Annotated in this window: 20 protein-coding genes and 1 tRNA gene; 11 read left to right on the top strand and 10 right to left on the bottom strand. The window is 69.8% G+C overall.

Annotated elements, in window-relative coordinates; translation table 11 throughout:
- Positions 1 to 33: 33 nt before the first annotated feature.
- A complete protein-coding gene (locus R8F63_18490) occupies positions 34 to 687 on the bottom strand; it encodes a DUF3662 and FHA domain-containing protein (protein ID MDW3220600.1) in 654 nt (217 codons plus the stop codon).
- Between the two features lie 112 nt (positions 688 to 799).
- Here R8F63_18490 and R8F63_18485 point away from each other — a divergent pair.
- The 3 genes from R8F63_18485 (at position 800) to R8F63_18475 (ending at position 1,995) form a co-directional block, all read left to right on the top strand.
- Positions 800 to 883: transfer RNA gene (locus R8F63_18485), tRNA-Leu, on the top strand.
- Positions 884 to 999: 116 nt separating this feature from the next.
- Positions 1,000 to 1,350 carry a hypothetical protein gene (locus tag R8F63_18480; protein ID MDW3220599.1) on the top strand — a complete coding sequence of 117 codons (351 nt, stop codon included), beginning with the start codon at positions 1,000 to 1,002 and terminating at the stop codon, positions 1,348 to 1,350.
- A gap of 3 nt (positions 1,351 to 1,353) precedes the next feature.
- Entirely contained in the window at positions 1,354 to 1,995 is a 642-nt protein-coding gene (locus R8F63_18475; GenBank protein ID MDW3220598.1) for a hypothetical protein, read from the top strand.
- 22 nt (positions 1,996 to 2,017) lie between these two features.
- Here the strand turns inward: R8F63_18475 and R8F63_18470 are convergent, their stop codons facing one another.
- Entirely contained in the window at positions 2,018 to 2,362 is a 345-nt protein-coding gene (locus tag R8F63_18470) for a hypothetical protein (protein ID MDW3220597.1), read from the bottom strand.
- Positions 2,363 to 2,557: 195 nt separating this feature from the next.
- Here R8F63_18470 and R8F63_18465 point away from each other — a divergent pair, with 195 nt between their 5' ends.
- Positions 2,558 to 3,256, top strand: a complete 699-nt coding sequence (locus tag R8F63_18465) for a hypothetical protein (protein ID MDW3220596.1) — start codon at positions 2,558 to 2,560, stop codon at positions 3,254 to 3,256.
- A gap of 15 nt (positions 3,257 to 3,271) precedes the next feature.
- Here the strand turns inward: R8F63_18465 and R8F63_18460 are convergent, their stop codons facing one another.
- The 6 genes from R8F63_18460 to R8F63_18435 are packed head-to-tail and all read right to left on the bottom strand — an operon-like array spanning position 3,272 to position 7,139.
- Positions 3,272 to 3,907, bottom strand: coding sequence for a hypothetical protein (locus tag R8F63_18460; GenBank protein MDW3220595.1), 636 nt, complete (start codon positions 3,905 to 3,907; stop codon positions 3,272 to 3,274).
- A complete protein-coding gene (locus R8F63_18455; protein MDW3220594.1) occupies positions 3,904 to 4,410 on the bottom strand; it encodes a SigE family RNA polymerase sigma factor in 507 nt (168 codons plus the stop codon). The genes R8F63_18460 and R8F63_18455 overlap by 4 nt, the downstream gene beginning before the upstream one ends.
- A 39-nt stretch (positions 4,411 to 4,449) precedes the next feature.
- Positions 4,450 to 5,031, bottom strand: coding sequence for a ferric reductase-like transmembrane domain-containing protein (locus R8F63_18450; GenBank protein ID MDW3220593.1), 582 nt, complete (start codon positions 5,029 to 5,031; stop codon positions 4,450 to 4,452).
- Positions 5,028 to 5,924 (bottom strand): FAD:protein FMN transferase, encoded by an 897-nt coding sequence (locus tag R8F63_18445; protein MDW3220592.1) that lies wholly within the window; start codon positions 5,922 to 5,924, stop codon positions 5,028 to 5,030. The genes R8F63_18450 and R8F63_18445 overlap by 4 nt, the downstream gene beginning before the upstream one ends.
- A gap of 16 nt (positions 5,925 to 5,940) precedes the next feature.
- The gene (locus tag R8F63_18440) at positions 5,941 to 6,465 is read right to left on the bottom strand and encodes a hypothetical protein (protein MDW3220591.1); all 525 of its coding nucleotides are present in this window, start codon (positions 6,463 to 6,465) and stop codon (positions 5,941 to 5,943) included.
- A complete protein-coding gene (locus tag R8F63_18435; GenBank protein ID MDW3220590.1) occupies positions 6,462 to 7,139 on the bottom strand; it encodes a hypothetical protein in 678 nt (225 codons plus the stop codon). Before R8F63_18435 ends, R8F63_18440 begins: the two co-directional genes overlap by 4 nt.
- A 198-nt stretch (positions 7,140 to 7,337) precedes the next feature.
- On the opposite strand from R8F63_18435, the gene R8F63_18430 reads away from it, so the two are divergent.
- Positions 7,338 to 7,829 carry a hypothetical protein gene (locus R8F63_18430; protein MDW3220589.1) on the top strand — a complete coding sequence of 164 codons (492 nt, stop codon included), beginning with the start codon at positions 7,338 to 7,340 and terminating at the stop codon, positions 7,827 to 7,829.
- 15 nt (positions 7,830 to 7,844) lie between these two features.
- Here the strand turns inward: R8F63_18430 and R8F63_18425 are convergent, their stop codons facing one another.
- The gene (locus tag R8F63_18425) at positions 7,845 to 9,137 is read right to left on the bottom strand and encodes an alkyl sulfatase dimerization domain-containing protein (GenBank protein MDW3220588.1); all 1,293 of its coding nucleotides are present in this window, start codon (positions 9,135 to 9,137) and stop codon (positions 7,845 to 7,847) included.
- A gap of 45 nt (positions 9,138 to 9,182) precedes the next feature.
- Here R8F63_18425 and R8F63_18420 point away from each other — a divergent pair, with 45 nt between their 5' ends.
- A complete protein-coding gene (locus R8F63_18420) occupies positions 9,183 to 10,559 on the top strand; it encodes an ABC transporter substrate-binding protein (protein MDW3220587.1) in 1,377 nt (458 codons plus the stop codon).
- Positions 10,560 to 10,567: 8 nt separating this feature from the next.
- A complete protein-coding gene (locus R8F63_18415) occupies positions 10,568 to 11,578 on the top strand; it encodes a hypothetical protein (GenBank protein ID MDW3220586.1) in 1,011 nt (336 codons plus the stop codon).
- An 81-nt stretch (positions 11,579 to 11,659) separates the two neighbouring features.
- Here R8F63_18415 and R8F63_18410 read toward each other — a convergent pair whose 3' ends face one another.
- Entirely contained in the window at positions 11,660 to 13,066 is a 1,407-nt protein-coding gene (locus tag R8F63_18410; protein MDW3220585.1) for an MBL fold metallo-hydrolase, read from the bottom strand.
- Positions 13,067 to 13,101: 35 nt separating this feature from the next.
- On the opposite strand from R8F63_18410, the gene R8F63_18405 reads away from it, so the two are divergent.
- Genes R8F63_18405 through R8F63_18390 form a run of 4 tightly spaced genes read left to right on the top strand, consistent with a single transcriptional unit; the run spans position 13,102 to position 17,418 of the window.
- Complete coding sequence (locus R8F63_18405) at positions 13,102 to 14,430, top strand: glycosyltransferase family 39 protein (GenBank protein ID MDW3220584.1); 1,329 nt, start codon at positions 13,102 to 13,104, stop codon at positions 14,428 to 14,430.
- The gene (locus R8F63_18400; protein MDW3220583.1) at positions 14,424 to 15,821 is read left to right on the top strand and encodes a glycosyltransferase family 39 protein; all 1,398 of its coding nucleotides are present in this window, start codon (positions 14,424 to 14,426) and stop codon (positions 15,819 to 15,821) included. Before R8F63_18405 ends, R8F63_18400 begins: the two co-directional genes overlap by 7 nt.
- A complete protein-coding gene (locus tag R8F63_18395; GenBank protein MDW3220582.1) occupies positions 15,818 to 16,636 on the top strand; it encodes a polysaccharide deacetylase family protein in 819 nt (272 codons plus the stop codon). Before R8F63_18400 ends, R8F63_18395 begins: the two co-directional genes overlap by 4 nt.
- Entirely contained in the window at positions 16,633 to 17,418 is a 786-nt protein-coding gene (locus R8F63_18390) for a methyltransferase domain-containing protein (protein MDW3220581.1), read from the top strand. Before R8F63_18395 ends, R8F63_18390 begins: the two co-directional genes overlap by 4 nt.
- The last annotated feature ends 10 nt before the right edge of the window (positions 17,419 to 17,428 follow it).

Raw genomic sequence — 17,428 nt, 5'->3', positions numbered from 1 at the left:
TCGCGAGAGCCGTGCCGCGCGCCCGGGACTCGCTCAGCCGGCCCGGAAATCGATCACGGTCGCGCCGAGCTCGATGCGGTCGCCGTCGACGAGACGGTGCGCCGTCACGGGCGACCCGTTGACGAGCGTGCCGTTGGTCGACCCGTTGTCGGTGAGGATGAATCCGTCGCCGTCGGGGCGGATCGCCGCGTGCTCGCGGCTGATGTTCGGATCGTCGAACGAGATCGTGCACTCAGGCAGCCGGCCCATGGTGACGACGAACTCGCCGAGCACGACCTGCTGACCGGTCGGGAGATGGAGCACGCCGACGCCACCATCGGCTTCCTTCATGCGGGCGTCGACCTGGATGGCGCCGCCGCGGAGACCCTCGTCGGGATCGAGCTCGACCTGCACCGGGCCCATGAACGTCCACCCCTCCTCACGGGCGTGGTCCCGGGCGGCATCGCAGAGCTCACGGACGAGGGAGTCCTTCACCTCAGCGAAGCGCTCCAGATCGTCCGCCGCGAGACGGACGGCGAAGTGGTTCGCGACGACGGGCTGGCCCTTCACCCCGACGCTGCGGGAGTCCGCCATTTCCCGGGCGATCCGGTGGCCGATCTCCACCGGCCGCACGCCGCCGCGGAAAAGCCGACCGACGGTCCCTTCCACGAAACGTTCGAGACGGCGTTCCACCGAGCGCAAGCCCACGTCGGAGAGGCTAGCCCCGTCTGCCCGACGCGAATCCGAGGGGTGGATACGCGGGGCATACGCGGGCCATGCCCGCTAGCCTTCGACCACGGTCACTTCGGTGATCGGCCACGCGCGAGTGGCGGAATTGGCAGACGCGCAGGCTTCAGGTGCCTGTGCCCGAAAGGGTGTGGGGGTTCAAGTCCCCCCTCGCGCACAACTCGGATCGCACCTTGGCCTCTGCTCCGGCTGTCCCGCCGACGGAGCCCTGAGTCGTGATGTATCGTCGGCATCCGAAGGACGCGTGCACGACGCGAGATGGAGCAGCTCACGATGGTTGCTGGACCGAAGCAATACGAGTCGCGTGGCGAACGCCTGGCGGCGGCTGGCTGGCATCCCGAGGAGGAGCCGGACGACGATGACGGTTCGAGCTCGTACTCCATCTTCCTGAAGTCCATGCAGGGCGAACGAGCCCCCGAACCTCCGGTCGTGTCCGACGCTCTCGACGATGTCCTGGCGGCGATCAAAGCAGGGGCGACGACGATGAAACAGGTCCTCGCGGCGGTCGACGCCTCGGTGCTCGAGACGGCAGCGTCGGTGAAGACGCTCTCGGACAACGGCGTCCTGATCGTTGATGGCGACTCGGTCGAGCTCGCCGCGTCGGTCGACGCCGACGGCGGCTGACCGATGTCCGGCAACTGGGGCTACGTCGTTGCGTGCGGAATTGCCATCGCCGTTGCCTTCGCCGAACTCGTCACCCGGTATCGAGACCAGCCGTCCGATCTGGTCCGGTCACTCTCCGCTTGGGTCTATGCGGGCCTGAACGCTGCGGCGGCTGCCGCGGCGCTCGTCCTGATCCGAGCGTTCGAGTGGAAGTTCGGGGCTTCCGGCGAGACGGTCGGTCTGACGCGAGTCCTGGTGGCAGGATTCGGCTCGCTCGCCCTCTTTCGATCATCGCTGTTCAAGGTCCGCGTCGGCGAGGCTGACGTCGACATCGGTCCCAGCACGCTCATCAACATGGCGCTCAACGCTGCCGACCTCGGCGTAAACCGAAATCAGGCACGCCTCCGAAGCCGCTACGTGAAGAAGAAGATGAAGAACGTGAGCTTCGAGAAGGCGAAGGCAGCGCTACCGGCCTACTGCCTCAACCTGATGGAGAGTGTCAGTGAGGCCGACCAGACCCGGCTCTCCGACGAGATCAAGGCGCTCGAAGCCGACAACATGACGGATCAGATGAAGAGTTACAACCTCGGGATCTCGATTCTCCGCGTCACCGGTGTCGCGATACTCAGCACGGCCGTCGACGACACGCGCGACCAGTTCACGTAGACGCGACGCGAGTCCCGGCAGTTCAACCTCGCCCTGCCCCACGAGACGGATCCGCGCCCGCTGAGGTGACGTCGGCGTCCCTCGTCACCGCCGTGGTCAGCAGCCGGGCAACGAAGGCCGACACGATGACCAGGGCGATGTTCACCCGGGCGACGCCGACGGCCCGGGCACCGATCGCGGTCGAGATGGCGACCCCCGCGACGAACACCCCGCCGAGCAGTGCACCCGTCGTCGACGATGCCCGGGCGACGACCACCACGCTCGGCAGATAGAGCGCCAGCACGACCACGAAGATGATGACCGCGGGCACGACCGCAGGGTCCGTGCCCGAATCGGCGTAGCGGGCCGACGTCCGGGCGTGGTGCATCCAGGCGAGCGGAAAGGCGAGCAGCGCGGCGAAGGCTCATCAGGGCAGCGGACGCTCGTGCCATACCTCGACCGTACGCCGGTTCGGCACGTCGGATCCTGCCGGTGACGGCCTACGACGGGGCAACGTCGGCAAGACTGGGCGCCGATGCGCTCTTGCCCCCGGACTCCGACCCGCCGACTCCTCGGCGCACTCGTGGCCATCGTGCTCGCGGCGGCCGGGTGCAGCGACGACGCTGCGACGGACGCCGACCCACCTGACGACGTGATCGCCACGGGTTCCACGACCGAGCCGCCCACCACCGAGCCACCCACCACCGAGCCGCCCACCACCGAGCCACCCACCACCGAGCCACCCACGACCGAGCCGACCACGACCGAGCCCCCGCCCGTCGACCCGGGTCCTCCCGTGCCGGTCGCGATCGCCGGCACGGGCACCGACGTCGACATCAGTGACGCGGCGGACCAGTTCCCAGCGCCGCTCGACCAGGCCGATGTCCCGTCGCGCGTCGGCGACCTCGAGCTCTTCGGCACGAAGGCGGTGACGCTGAACGACGGCCGGTCCATCGTGCGGGGCCGGTGGGCGCAGGACGAGCCGGTCGAGACGTCGTTCTCGATGCGCAGCTCGGAGGACTTCCCGGAGCCGACCGTCGGGACGGAGCAACCGATCCGGCTGTTCCTGGTGGACTGGGACACCGAGTCGATCGTGCCGGTGAGCCCCTTCACCGCCGAACTGACCACCGAAACGGCGATCGGGATCTTCACCGGCTACGAGATCCCGCTGGCGTGGGAAGTGACCGACGACGAGACGTTCGTGCGGTTCACCACCGGCTTCAACGGCGCCGCGTACGACATCGCCCACACCCTGTGGGAGACACCGCTCCCGCCGGCGTGACCCTCGGCCGCGCCGTCAGGAGTCGTCGTCGTCCACCTCCACGCGGAGCTCGCCGTCCTCCAGGTGGGCTTCTACCCGGCAGTCGGGCGCCGGACCGTCGTCCCACCGGGCATGGACCTCGCTCGTCCCGTCACCCTCGCTCGTGAAGCTGAACCCGTCGACAACCGTCCGGCTGTCGATTCGCACGCTCGTGCCGGCGACGACGAACGTGACCGAGCCACAGGGCGTGTCGTGCGGACCGGACACCTCTTCGGAAGGGGTGGCGGTCGTCGGCGGCATCTCCGTGGTCGGCGGCGGCGACGTCACGGTGCTCGGGGTCGAGGATGTCGGCGGCGGCGCGTCGGGGCTCGAGGGTGACGGCGCCCCGGTCGTGGGCGGGTCGGACGGGATCGGCGATTCGACGTCCGGCGCGGGCAGCGTGACCTGCGGACCGATCTCCGCCGCATCGTCCCCGATCAGCTGACCGACGGCGAGGGCGGTGCCGCCGAGGGCGAGCGCTCCCGCGACGGAACCGGTCACCGCCACGCGAACCCGACGGCGGCGACGGGCGCGAACCATCGTCGGCTCGAGACGGGCGCGGACCGGTCCGGGACTCGGCGGAGGAGGGGCTGCGGCATCGAACGCCCGGCGGAGATCGTCGTCGGCGCTCACCGAACCTCCTCCCGCAGGACCGGCGCCATGCGAGCGCGTCCCTTGCTCAGATGGAACTTCACCGCACCGCTGGTGATCCCCATCGACGCCGCGATCTCCGCGACGCTCAGCCCCTCCAGATAGAAGAGCGTCACCGCGACCCGCTGGCGCCGGGGAAGATCGGCGAGCAACCGGTGGACCAGCTCGCCGTCGTCATAGCGGTGATCGGTCGACGGGACGGACTCGGGAACCGCGGCTCGCTCCTCATAGGTCCGGCGCCGCGACGCCGCGCGAAAGTGGTCTTTGCTGCGGTTGATCGCGACCCGGCGCACCCACGCGTCGGGCCGGTCGTACCGGCGGATGCGATTCCACCGGCTGTACGCGCGGACGAAGGCGTCCTGCACGGCGTCCGCCGCGAGCTGCTCGTCGCCCGTGATCAGAGAAAGTGATCGGATCATCGCTGGGTAGTGGTCATCGAAGAACGCATCGAACTCGTCCGCGTAATCGGACGTCTCCCTCGACACTGACACTCCTCCCGGCTCCACTCGGCTTGGTTCCCCTTGTTACAGGATCGTTGCGATCACACCGGCGCGGGGCCGACCGCCCGTCCGCTTGCGAAACCGCCGCTGGGCCGCCAGCCGGACGATGAGCAGGAAAAGGACGAGCTGCACGAGCACCAGACCGGTCCATCGGTACACCCCGTTCGTCGCATCGGTACCTGCGGCCTGGCCGTGATAGGTCGCCAACGCGAAGACGAGGAAGCTCGTGAAGTGGACGTAGCGCCACACCTTGCGCGGGAGCTTGCGCATGACCAGGGAGGTGATCTGGATGGCGACCATCAGGTAGAAGGCCACGATGCCCCAGGCGACCGCGGCCGGTTCGTAGGTCGACGCCATCGGAACGAACAGCTCCGACCACCCGAAGTAGATGTAGCTGTCGGCGACGAGGGCCAGCACATGGACCGCGGTGAACACGATGGAGAGGGCGGCGAACCAGCGATGGATGTCGAGCAACCAGGCGGGGGCGCCGCGTCGGCCGAGAACCTTCGTGGACAGGGCGAGCCCCCAGAGCACCGAGAGGGTCACGATCACCCAGGCGAGGATGCCTCCCGATCGCGCCACGTACCACCAGAGTTGTTCGTTCATACGCCTACTCGCAGTCGGATGTGGTCGCCTACGGTCGTCACGTCATCGGTTCGGGTTCCGACCAGCACCGCGGAGCAGCCATGCCGCTCGACCAGCGCGGTGCCGTCGGCGCGCCCGGCGATCAGCGCCGCCTTCGCCAGCACCTCGGCCCACCAGGCGCTGGACGCCACGACGCTCACCGCGACGAGGTCGGTCTCGGCGGGTGCCCCGGTTCGGGGATCGATCAGATGGTGTGCCTCGGCGCCGCGACGGTGCCAACGGCGGGTCAGCCGGCTGCTCGTCGCCACGGCGCCCTCGTGGAGATGCGCCTCCGCGAGCACACCATCGGCCAGCGGGTGATCGATCGCCACGGTCCACGCCGGCTCCCCGAATGCGTCGCCGTGCATCCGCATGTCCCCTCCCATGTTCACGAGCACCGCGCCCGCGCCCTCACGCCAGAGCTCCTCGACGAGCCGGTCGGCGGTGAACCCCTTCCCGATGCCGCCGAGATCCCAGCGCTCGCCGCGGGGCAGGACGACGGCGGCGACCTCCTCCAGGAGTTCGATCGTCAGGGGCCGGCCGATCGGTCCCCCCGGCGCTGGACCGCCGCCGACCGAAGCCGCCGGATCGATCCGGTCGAACGACCGGTCGTAGCCGTGCGCCTCCAGCGAGTCGATGATCCGGGGGTCGAAGAGGCCATCGGTGCGCCAGAAGCCGTCGACGGCGGCGGCAAGGAGCTCGATCGTGGCCGCGGACACGATCGACGGACGACCCGACGCCCGGTTGAGCGCGCTCAGCTCGCTCTCGGGATCGAAGCGGCTCCACATCCGTTCGAACCTCGCCACCCGGTCCTCGGCGAACGAGAGAAGCCACCCCGCCGAATCGGCGAGGCGGATCTCGACGTCCGTCCCCATCGCCCGAAAGCGGTGGCTAGCTACCACTGCTCAACGGTGGCTCGGTCGCGGGCGACGGCGGAGGCGGGGGCGGCGGAGCAGCCGGCGCGGCCGTGGTCGTCGGTGCGGGCGCCGGGGCGGGGGCGGGCGTGTCCGAACCCGAGGACGGCGCGGGTGTCGCCCTCGGACTCGGCGCGGCGGGAGGGGCGCCGGCCGGCGTGGAGGCGCCCGTGACCAGCACCTCCCGCCGGACCTGGACGATGATCGTCGCGGGCGGCAGCGGCGCAGTCGGCTCGGGAACGGGCATCGACGACGGGGGCGGCGCCGGATCGGTCGGCGGCGGCCACGTGGTCGTCGTCGGCACGGGGACCACGGCGGCCTCCTCCTCCGTGGCCGCGAACACCGGGCCCATCACGGCGGTGACGGCCACGAAGGCCGCGACGCTGATCCCGCCCGTGATCGCTCGGGTGACCGCGCCGGCGCGACGGCGCGGGGCGGGGGCGGTCGACCGCCGTTCCTGGAGCTTGCGGAGGCGCTCCGCCTGCGCGTCGACGTCGCTCACAGGTACTCCTCGCGTTCCGCGAAGCCATCGCCCTCGGTCTTGAGCTTGTACCCGTCGTCATCGAGGCGGAGGCTGAGCTTCGCCTCCTTGCCGGTCTCGGTGTTGAAGAACTTCACCTCGACCTTCGGTCCGTTGTCGTCCTCCACCTCCCACACCCACGGGGAGTCCTGTTCGATCTCCCACGCCTGCAATCGGTCGCCGGGCCCGTGGGAGGCGATCGTCACCTCGGCGAAGCCGTAGAGGTCGAACTCGAGCAACTCCATCGGCGCCGCGGTTGTGGTCGGCGGCCGGGTCGTGGTCGTGTCCGACGAGGACGGCACCGTCGTACTCGGAGGACCGGAGGTCGACGCCGGTGGGTTCGTGACCGTGGGCGCCGGGACGTAGACGATCTGCGGCGGAGGGACGGTGACCGGCACGTCCACGTACTCGTAGATGATCACGGGTTCGACCGGAGTCGTGGTGGTGGCCGGTGGCGCGGTGGTCGTCGGGTTCGCCGCGTACCACTCCTCGAGGTATTGCTCGTAGGTCGTGGTGGTCGGAGCCGGTGGCTCGGCGACCGCCTCGGCGCCGGTTCCGGCGGCGACGAAGCCGGCGTTCAACGCGAGGGCGGATGTCGCGACGACGACACCGATCAGCACGGCGAAGCCGACGGCAAGACTTTTGGCGCGAGTCACAGGTGGTCTCCTGAGTGGGGGTCTCCTGTCGGACACGCCGGCCGACGGCGAACGGTTTGGTTCCGGCGCGGATTTTCTCTGCGCCGCCCGTCCCGCTGGCGCCGAAATAGAACATGTGTCAGCCTGATGACGCGGGGAAGAACCGGCGGTCCTGGAGCAGGTGCTGAAGTGGGTTGGATAGAACGACGGCCACGAGACGTGACCTCGCAGATCCTCGAATACGCGGAAAGTGGCCGGCTCGTCGAAGGTCCCCGCGCCGCGAAGGACGACCAGAAGGGCGCCATCGCGCTCGTCGTGGTGGCCGCGCTCGTGCTCGGCGCCGGGCTCGCCCTCACGACCAGCGGCGCGCTCGGCTCCGGCGACGACACCACCACCCTCGTGGCGATCATGTGCACCCTCGGTGCGCTCGCCATCCTCGTCCCCGGCATCCGCCTGCTCCGCACCACGCCGGCGGGCAAGCCGGTGAAGGTGCGGCCCGCCGCGGTGCTCCCACCGGAGCTGGTGCGGCAGGGCAACTGGATCCATCGCGACGGCGCCTGGATGCGGGTCGAGCACGTCGGCCGTGACGGTGGCGGGCGCATCCACGCCCTGCTCAGCTCGGGCGACGTCGTGGAGCTCTCCACGCCAGTCACCATCGGGGGCGACGAGTTCCGCCCCAGCCACGACCCGGTCGAGTCGCTCCGCCCCTGAGCGACCTCCGGCGGCCTAGGACAGTTCGGCGATCGCGTCCTTCGACGCGTTGATCACGCTCTTGTAGATGCCCTTCGACATGAGCGACGTGGCGACGGCGCGGCGGGCGGCGTAGACCGCGATACGGGCGTCGTGGACCGCCCCGTTGGTCGGGTCGGCGTCGACGGCCATCTGGACGAGGTGGCCGGCGACCTCGAGTTCGCCCTGGTCCACGAGCTCGAGCGCGCGTTGGGCGAGCGCGTCCGCGCCGCCCGCGAGGGCGGCGACCTCCGCGCCGAGCGCGGCCTTCGGCGCGGGATGCAGGGTGGCCGGATCGCCGTCCCACCAGCCGCCGTAGAGGCGGTAGATGTTGCGGATCACGAACGCCGGCTCGTCATAGTTGGGCACGAGATAGGGCACGCCCTCGAACCGGTCCGGCAGCGTGACGGTGTGGAGGATCGTGTCGAGCGTGGCGCCCTGGTTCATCAGCGCCACGGTCTCCTCCACGAGGTACTCGAGCGCCTCGGCGACCGTGGTGAGCGCGGTCGCGACGCGGTCGCGGCCCCCGATCGGCAGACCGTGCGCGGGCAGCATCAGTTCGGGTCCCTTGGCGACCATGGCCCGCAGCGCGGTCGCCCAGTCGCCGGCGAAGCGCTGCACCTTCTGCGGGTTGCCGGCGTTCGGGAAGTTCCACATGAACAGGTCGCCGACGTAGACGGCCTTGCGGTCCGGGTCCCAGATCCAGGTGTGATCGTCGGTCTCGCCGTTGGCGTGGTGCATCTCGAACGTCGTAGCGCCGATGGTGACCGTCATCCCGTCGTCGTGGGTCACGTTGGGGGACGCGACATCGTCGGGCAGGAATGCGTCCGGCGTGGCGCCGACCACGTCGGTGCGTTTCACGTTGCCGCCGAACTGACGGGCATTGATCGCGAGGTTCCAGCCGGTCGTCTCGCGATAGCGGGCGAACCGATCGTGCACGGCCTCGTGGGCGATCACATCCGGCGTCGCCGCGCCGTTGGCCGCCGCCTCGGCGAGGATCGCGCCGCTGCCGCCGACATGGTCGATGTGGCCGTGGGTGTACACCATCGAGTGCACGGGCTCGGTCCGCCAGGCGCGGATCGCGTCGAGCGCGGCCTGGCCGGAGTTGGCGTGGCTCGTGTCGACGAGCACGAGCCCGTCGCCGGTGTCGACCGCCCAGACGTGGGAGAACGCCTCCACGATCGCCAGGCCGTCCGCGACCTCCGACAGTTCGAGGGTGATGCGATTGGTGGGCTCGGTGAGGTCACCGGTGTCGATGATCCGAGACGCGAGTTCGATGAGGTCGGCCACGACGTTCCCTCCGGGCAGGCGGTGCGGGAACGGTAGCGTGTCGCGATGATCGCGTCGCCGCCGTCCGTCCGCCGCCTCGTCGTCCCTCTCCTGGTTGCCGCGCTGGCCGTCGCCGGCTGTGGCGACGACAGCGGCGAGTCCACCGGGACCACCACGACAACGACGACGATTGCCGACGAGACCGACCCGGGCGCCGAGCCCGATCCGCCGGACGCCACGACGACCACCACCGAGCCCGTCGTGCTCACGGACTCCTTCCGCGGGGTGACGTCCGACGCGATCAAGATCGGCGTGACCACCGTGGACCTCGAATCGCTCCAGGGCCTCGTCGACCTCGACCACGGGTCCTACGGCGACGCCTACCGGGCGATCATCGACGACGTGAACGCCGGCGGCGGTGTGCTCGGTCGCCGCATCGACATGGTCTTCGAACCGTTCATCCCGATCGGCACGGTGTCGTCCGACGAGATCTGTGCCCGCCTTGTCGACGACGAGCAGGTCTTCGCCGTGCTCGGCGCCATGCTCGGCGATGCCCCGCTCTGCTACACGGAGTTGAACGACACCGCCCTCGTCGGCCCCGGCCAGACCGACGCCCGGATGGCACGCGCGACCGCCCCGTGGTTCAGCCCCATGCGCAACGCCGACGACGCGGCGCGGGTCATCGTCAACGGCGTCGCCGAACAGGGCTACTTCGACGGGGCCACGGTCGCCGTCGTCGCCGAAGCGACGGCCCAGCCCCAGGTGGAATCGGTCGTGCTGCCGCTGCTCGACGATCTCGGCGTGACGGTGGTCGACGTGGACTATCTGGAAGCGAGCCTCGTCGACGCCGCCGCGACCATCGCCGAGGTCGGGCTCATGGCCGAGCGCCAGCAGGTGGAGGGGGCCGACACCATCCTGACCATCGACGGCGCCGGGCCCCGCTACGCGGGCGGGATCGAGGACCTCCCGTACCGGCCCCGGATCCTCGCGACGAGCCTCGGGTCGCTCCGCGGCTACATCCGCGACCGGGGCGGACGTGACCTCAGCGTGCTCGCCGGGTCCGCCGCGGGGAACACGAACGAACAGCTCGGCTGGTGGGACGACGACGTGATCCAGGAGTGCATCCGCATCGTGGAGGAGGCGACGGGCACGGTCATCCTCGATCCGAACACCCGCGGGCCGGAGGAGCCGGAGAACATCGTGTCGGTGGCCGCAGCATGTCGGCAGGTGCGCCTGTTCGTCGCGATCGCGGAGGCCGCCGGCGGCGATCTCACCAACGAGTCGTTCGCCGCCGCGGGCCAGTCGCTCGGCGACTTCCACATCCCCGGGCTCGGGCTCGGTCACTACGACGCCGAGAATCCGGACGGCAACGCGCCGATCAACCTCTACGAGTGGGACGACTCGATCCAGGATCTCGCCGCGACCGGCGTCGTCCTCGGATAGTGCCGCCGATGGAGCCAACGCCACCGGAAGGTGCGGTCGTGCACGACGGGGTCGAGGGGTGGACGATCGACGGCTCGTCCGACGATCCCCGAATCCTCGCCGACGCCACCGCACTGCTCGATCAGGAGCTCCCCGACCCGCGATTCGTGTCCACGGACTATCTGCGCTGGGCGTATCGCGAGAACCCGCTCGGTCGGGCGTGGGAACGCCACCAGCAGGTCGCCGCCGGCTCCGGCGTGAAGCTCGTCGCCCACTACGCCAACATGCCGCGTCGGTTCCGGGGCCCGGCGGGCGCGTCCTCGGACGGGGCGTGGTCGCTCAATGCCGTGGTCGATCACGAGCACCAACGGGCCCGGCACTTCAGCCGGATCGGTCTGGAGATCTACGAGGAAGCCGGCGCGCTCGGGCGGTCGTTCGTCATCGGTGTGACCAACGAGAAGTCGACGGGTGCGGTCGTCAAGTACATGGGCTGGCGCCTGGTCGGCCCGCTGCCGGTGCGGGTCGTCGCGCCGATCGGGCGGGGCCGGCGACGGATGACCCACGCCGAGGTCACGCCCGCCTGGCTCGACTCCGACGCGTTCGCCGAGGTGGCGGCGACGGTGGATCGTCATGCCGTCGAGGGGTGGGTCACCGACTACACGGCCGACGTGCTGCGGTGGCGCCTGGCCTGTCCGGAGGCGCGCTACTTCGTCCACCAGAGCGACGACGCCGTCGTGATCTCGACCACCAGCAAACTCGGCCCACTGCCCGCGGCCGTGGTGCTGAAGGTCTTTCCCACCACGGCCGGATCGGCGCGCATCGACGCCACCCCGGCGATCCGGTCCGTCACCCGCTGGCACCGCGCCGCGTTCGCCGTCTACGCCGGGTTCAACGGTTCCGTGCGGGTGCGCGGGGTGCGTCCGCCCCGGCGGGTCCAGCCGTCGCCGCTCAACCTGATCATCCGTCACCTCGACCCGGCGATCGACCAGGACGCCATCGAGCTCGACACCTTCGAGTTCCTCGACATGGACGCGTATTAGCCCCACACCCCGCACCCCGCACGATCCGCGTTGAGTTGTGGTCGTATGGCGACCACAACTCGGTTAAGAAGCCCGAGGGGGTCAGACGTCGGCGCCGAAGCGTTCGGCGAGGTGGTCGACGGGGTTGCGGGCGATGACGGAGGGGGCCTGGTCGAGGAACTCGCGCCAGCGGCGGGCCATGGACCGCCAGAGGCGCAGGTGGCGGGCGCTGCGCCGCAGCGGCAGGTAGCCGAGCTCCCACATCATCACCACGCCCCACCAGCCCAGATCGCTCTGGACGCCACCGGGTCGCAGCGACGTGTGGATCCGCATCGCACCGTGGAGGATGTGGACGATGCGGTCCCGAAGGGCCTCGGCCATCACCGCCTCGGGCACCGTGGTGACCCCGGACGCGCCCTCCGGCACCGTGGCCGATCGGCCGATCGAGCGGCTCGCGAACGAGACCCACCAGTAGGGCGTGTCGGCGTCCGACGGCACGTGGAAGACGAACGGCTTCGGCGCCAGCCGGCGGCCGAACACGCGGGGGACCTCCCGCACGAAGCGGCCCAGGTGCGCCTCGAAGTCGCGCCACTCGACCCGTACGCCGGCTTCCTCGGCTGCCCGCTCGTCGAGCTTGTCCTGGTACTTCGCGGTGAGGTCCACGAGGTGCCGCTCGCGATCGGCGTACCAGTCCACCTCGGAACGCTCGAATCCCGATTCGGAATCCCACACGTCGCCCGGCGCCATCGTGACCACGTCGGTGCCGTCGATGCCGCCCCGCTTCGCCACCCCGTCGACGACCATATGCGGCGTGACGAGATGGGCATTGAGTGGCGCGCTGTCCGGGTGCAGGAACCCGACCATCGAGCCGAACGGGATGGCATGGCGGGGCTGGAGTCGGGCCATCACGTCGTGGAAGTCGTCGACGTAACTCTCGCGGGTCACGAGCCGGAGCTGTGACTCGTCCTCACTGTCGTAGAGCACCGGGTAGGACTGGGCGAACGAATGGCTCTTGCAGGCCAGCGACGGCCGGCCGAACTCCTTCACGATCGGGTCGAGGGCGCGACCGCGGATCTTGCAGTCGTTGATGTCGATCACGACATGGTCGTCCTCGGCGATCACGAACGCCGTGTCGTCGAAGCCGTACTGGTACGACGCCACCCGCACGCCGTCGCCGAGATCGAGGATCCGACCGTGACGCAGCTCCTGGGGCCGATCGAAGCCGAGCGACACGACCTCGTCGGCCATGACGTCCACGCCGAAGCGCGGGATCAGCACCGTCGCCGACCGGTCGAGGCGCCGCATGGACGGATAGTGGAAGTGATCGAAGTGGTGATGGGTGAGGTACACCCAGTCCGGCGCGAGCATCTCCTCGTCCGGCTCCTTCGACGGCGGGAAGTGCCACCAGGACCGCCAGTAGCAGGATCCGAACAGCCACGGATCGACGAGAATCGTCCCGGCGCGGGTCTCCGCCCGAAGGCAGGAGTGGCCGATCACCGTGACGCGCATGGGTCGTCACGGTACGCCACAAGTACGATCACCCGGTGCGCTGGGGAAACAAGTTCTGGTGGGCCGTCGGGCTCGCGTTCGCCCTGGCCATCGCCGTGCGTTGGATCGTCATGGTGCGCTGGTACGGCGACGTCCCGCTCATCGAAGAGGGGACGATCAACGACAACCTCTACTACCACGGCTCGGCGAACCTGCTCGTCGACGGCCACGGCTTCGCCAACCCGTTCGAGCACCACGTCACCGGCGAGATCATCCCGACCGCGGCGCATCCGCCGGGCTACACGGTGTACCTGGCCATCTGGTCGTTGTTCGGCATGGACACCGTCACGTGGCATCGCTTCGCCGGCGGTCTGCTGTCGGCCAGCGCCGTCATCCCGGTCGGCCTGCTCCTGCGCCGTCTGTTCGACCACCGGACCGCGGTCCTCGGCATGATCGGCATCGCGATCCATCCGCCGCTGTGGATGAACGACGCGCTGATCCTGTCGGAGTCGATGTGGATCCCGCTCGCGGCCTGGTCGATCTTCTTCGCCCAGCGGGTCTACGAGGATCCGTCCGTGCGTCGGGTCGTCGAGTTGACGGTCGTCCTCTCACTCGGCGCACTGACCCGCAGCGAGCCGTTCCTCATGTTCTTCCTGCTGCTCACGCCACTGCTGATGTTCCATCCACGGCTCGAGTGGCGCGACCGGGTGAAGCGCACGGCGATGGCCGCGGTCCTGGCGATGGTGATCCTCGCCCCCTGGGTGGGGCGCAACGTGACGATCTTCGACGAGCCGACCTATCTCGCCGTCGGCCCCGGCTACGTCCTCGAGCTCGGCAACTGTGACGACACCTATTCCGGCGAGTTCCTCGGCTACTGGAGCGCGTCCTGCGACGACGGCACGACATGGCCCGAGGGGGCCGACGAGTCCGGCATCGCGGCGGCCAAGTACGAGAAGGCACAGCGCTACATCCGGGACAACTGGACCCAGCTGCCCAAGGTCGGTGCGGCCCGGTTCGGGCGCATCATCGGCGTCTACCGGCCGATCCAGGGCATCGATTTCGACGTGTTCTTCGAGCGCCGGGTGCGCAGCCATGTCGTGGTCGGACTGCTCGCCAACTATGTCGTGATGGCCGGCGCGGTGCTCGGCGCGGTCGTGTGGCGGCGCCGCACATCGCTGCTGCCGATCGCCGCGGTGGCGGGCACGTCGCTGCTGACGGCCGTCATCACGTTCGGCGTGACCCGCTATCGGGTGGGGGCCGACGTGGCCTTCGTCATCCTGTCCGCCGTCGCGCTCGGCCATCTGATCGACCGCTACGGTCCACCCCAGGCAGCCCCCACCGCCGATCCCGCCGCACCCGACCCGGAGTCCATCCCGGCATGTTGACCCGCATCCGTGCGCTCACGAAGCAGCTGCGCCCGGTCCCGACGATCGTCGGCATCGCGGTCGGCGGCTGGCTCCTGCGACTGTGGGCGATCCTCGTCTACCGGCCGACGTGCGACACCGGAGCGGTCGACTGCTACACGGTCGCGGGCGACGCCTTCTACCACCACGGTCAGGCCAACCTGCTCGCCGACCACGGCGGCTACTACAACCCGCTCATCCATCTCGCCACGGAGCAGCGCACCGGCGTCGGCGAGCTCATCGACTCGGCCGGCGACCCGCCCCTGTTCGCCGCCTACCTCGCGTCCTGGTCGAAGATCGGGTTCGACGGCGTCACCGACCATCGAGTGGTCGCCAGCTTCTGGGGCTTCGCCCTCGTGCTCGCCGTGGGACTCTTCACCCGCCGCCTCGCGGGCAACGTGGCCGGCGCGTTCGCCGCCCTCATCGCCGCGCTCCACCCGCTGATGTGGATCAACGACATCATGCTGCTGAGCGAAAGCATGTACCAGCCCTTCGTGGTGCTCATGTTCTGGGCCGCCTACGAGTGGATCCGCGAACCGAGCCGCCGCAACGTCGCCATCCTCGGAGTGACGATCGCGCTCGCGACCATGATCCGGGCTGAGGCCCTCAGCCTCTACGGCTTCATGGTGCTGCCGCTGATCTGGTGGGGCGTGAAGGCGCTCGACACGAAGGAGAAGGTCCGCCAGACCGTGCTGTGCGGGCTCGCCGGGCTCCTGTTGATGTCGCCCTGGCTCGTCTACAACAACCTGCGCTTCGAGAAGCCGGTCACGATCAGCGCGGTGACCGGCACGGTGATGATGGGCGGCGCCTGCGACGGCGCGTGGACCGGCCTGTCGCTCGGCTACTGGGTCAACTGCTTCGACGAGGAGCTCATCGCCCAGCTCGAGGAGGACCTGCCGGGCACGTGGCCCGAGACCGAGGACGACCGCGTCTACTACGACGAGTCGGTCACCGATGAGTGGAACCGCGAACAGGCGATCGAGTACTACCTCGACAACTGGCGGCGCTACCCGAAGGTGGCGCTCGCCCGGATGGGCCGATCGCTCGAGCTCTACCGGGTGAGCCACACACTCCAGATGCAGTACCGGGTCGAAGGCCGCTGGGAGGAACCGTCCACGGTCGGGCTCGGCGTGTACTACACGCTGATCCCCTTCTCGGTGGTCGGCGCCCTGCTCCTGCGGCGACGGCGGATCCGTCTCACCCCGCTGCTCGCCATGTGGCCGATGATCATGTTCGCGTCGGCGATCACGTTCGGGCTGACCCGCTATCGGGTGCCGATCGACATCGCGATGATCGTGCTCGCCAGCGTGGCGATGAGCTGGATCTTCCATCGGCTGCGGGCCGAGGGCGTGTTCCGGGCGGTGCTGCGATGAGCGCGGTCGTCTTCACGCTGGACCTGGAGGACCATCGGCCCGACGACACGGCCGAGCTCCGCTTCCCCGCGGTCACGGACGCGCTGCTCGACGATCTCGAGAAGGCCGGCGTCATCGGCACGGTCTTCGTCGTCGGCGAGGTGGTGCGTGACCAGCCGGATCTCGTCGCCCGGGTGGCGGCCCGCGGTCACGAGCTCGGCCTCCACGGCGCCACGCACACCCCGCTGCCCGACCTCGGGCCCGACGCGTTCCGCACCGCGACCGCGGAGGCGATGGATCGGCTCGCCCAGGTGATCCAGACCCCGGTCCTCGGTTTCCGGGCGCCGATCTTCTCGCTGGTCCCCGAGTCCGCCTGGGCGCCGGAGATCCTCACCGACCTCGGGTTCACCTATTCGTCGTCCGTGCTCCCGGCCCGCAACCCGCTCTACGGCTGGCCCGGCGCGCCGACCGAGCCGTTCCGGTGGCCGAGCGGCCTCGTGGAGATCCCGTCGCCGATCTTCGGGGTCGGTCCCGCGAACGTGCCCCTGCTCGGCGGCGTGTACCTCCGTGTCGCGCCGATGCCGTTGATCCGCTGGGCCGCGAAGAAGGCGCCGGACCATGCGTGGCTCTACTCGCATCCCTACGACTTCGACCCGGGGGAGGAGCGCTGGCTGCTCCCCGAGGTGGGGCGGCTCGGCAGCCGGGTCATGTGGTGGGGCCGCGCGGGGATGAAGGATCGCGTCGTGTCGATCGTGAAGGGAACCGACCGGCGGATGATCGACATGGTGCACGCGTTGGGCGACGATCTCCCCGTGTTCGAGATGGCGGCGGCATGAGCACCGAGATCCCGGAGTACGGCCAGGACGAGATGGCCCATCCGCTGCCGAAGACCGCGATCGTCGACCGGGTCGAGTGGCTGGTCGAGCAGTGCCGGGGGAAGCGGGTGATCCACGTCGGGTTCGCCGACGCCGGGTTCCGCGAACAGCAGAGCCGGGCGGGCAGCTGGCTCCACGGTCACATCGACGAGGTCGCCACGAGCCTCGTGGGGCTCGACTTCGACGGGCCGGGCGTCGCCGCCGCGGTGGAGGCGGGGTACGAGGCGCACCTGGTCGACTGCACCGATGCCGCCGCGGTGGCGGCGTTGGCGCTCGAGCCGGCCGACGTGGTGCTGGCCGGCGAGGTGATCGAGCACCTCGGCGCACCCGGACCGTTCCTGGCCGCGATGGCCACGCTCACGGCGCCGGGCGGCACCCTGATCGTCACGACACCGAACGCCTACGGGCTCGTCAATGTCGTCGCCAACATCACCCGTCGCATCGAGGTCAACCATCCCGACCATGTCGTGATGTTCACGTGGCGCACGCTCACGCAGCTGATGCAGCGCGAGGGATGGACCCCGGTCGACGTCGCCACCTACGTGCCGTCCGTACGCGAGCGCGGCGACCGCTCCCGCCTCGAGATCGCCGCCGTGCGCCTCGTCGCCGGCACCGAACGCCTCCTCGGCAAGCTCGGCCGCCCCTATTCCGCCGACGGCCTCATCGTCACCGCCCAGCGAGAAAGTATGAGGGGGTCAGACCCCAGTACTTTCTCGGGCGGGGGAGAAAGTACGGGGGTCTGACCCCGGCGTA

The sequence above is a fragment of the Acidimicrobiales bacterium genome (assembly GCA_033344915.1).
Lineage (GTDB): Bacteria > Actinomycetota > Acidimicrobiia > Acidimicrobiales > Aldehydirespiratoraceae > JAJRXC01.
The sequence above is the reverse complement of the archived record's forward strand: the minus strand, read 5'-3'. Positions and strand labels throughout refer to the sequence as shown.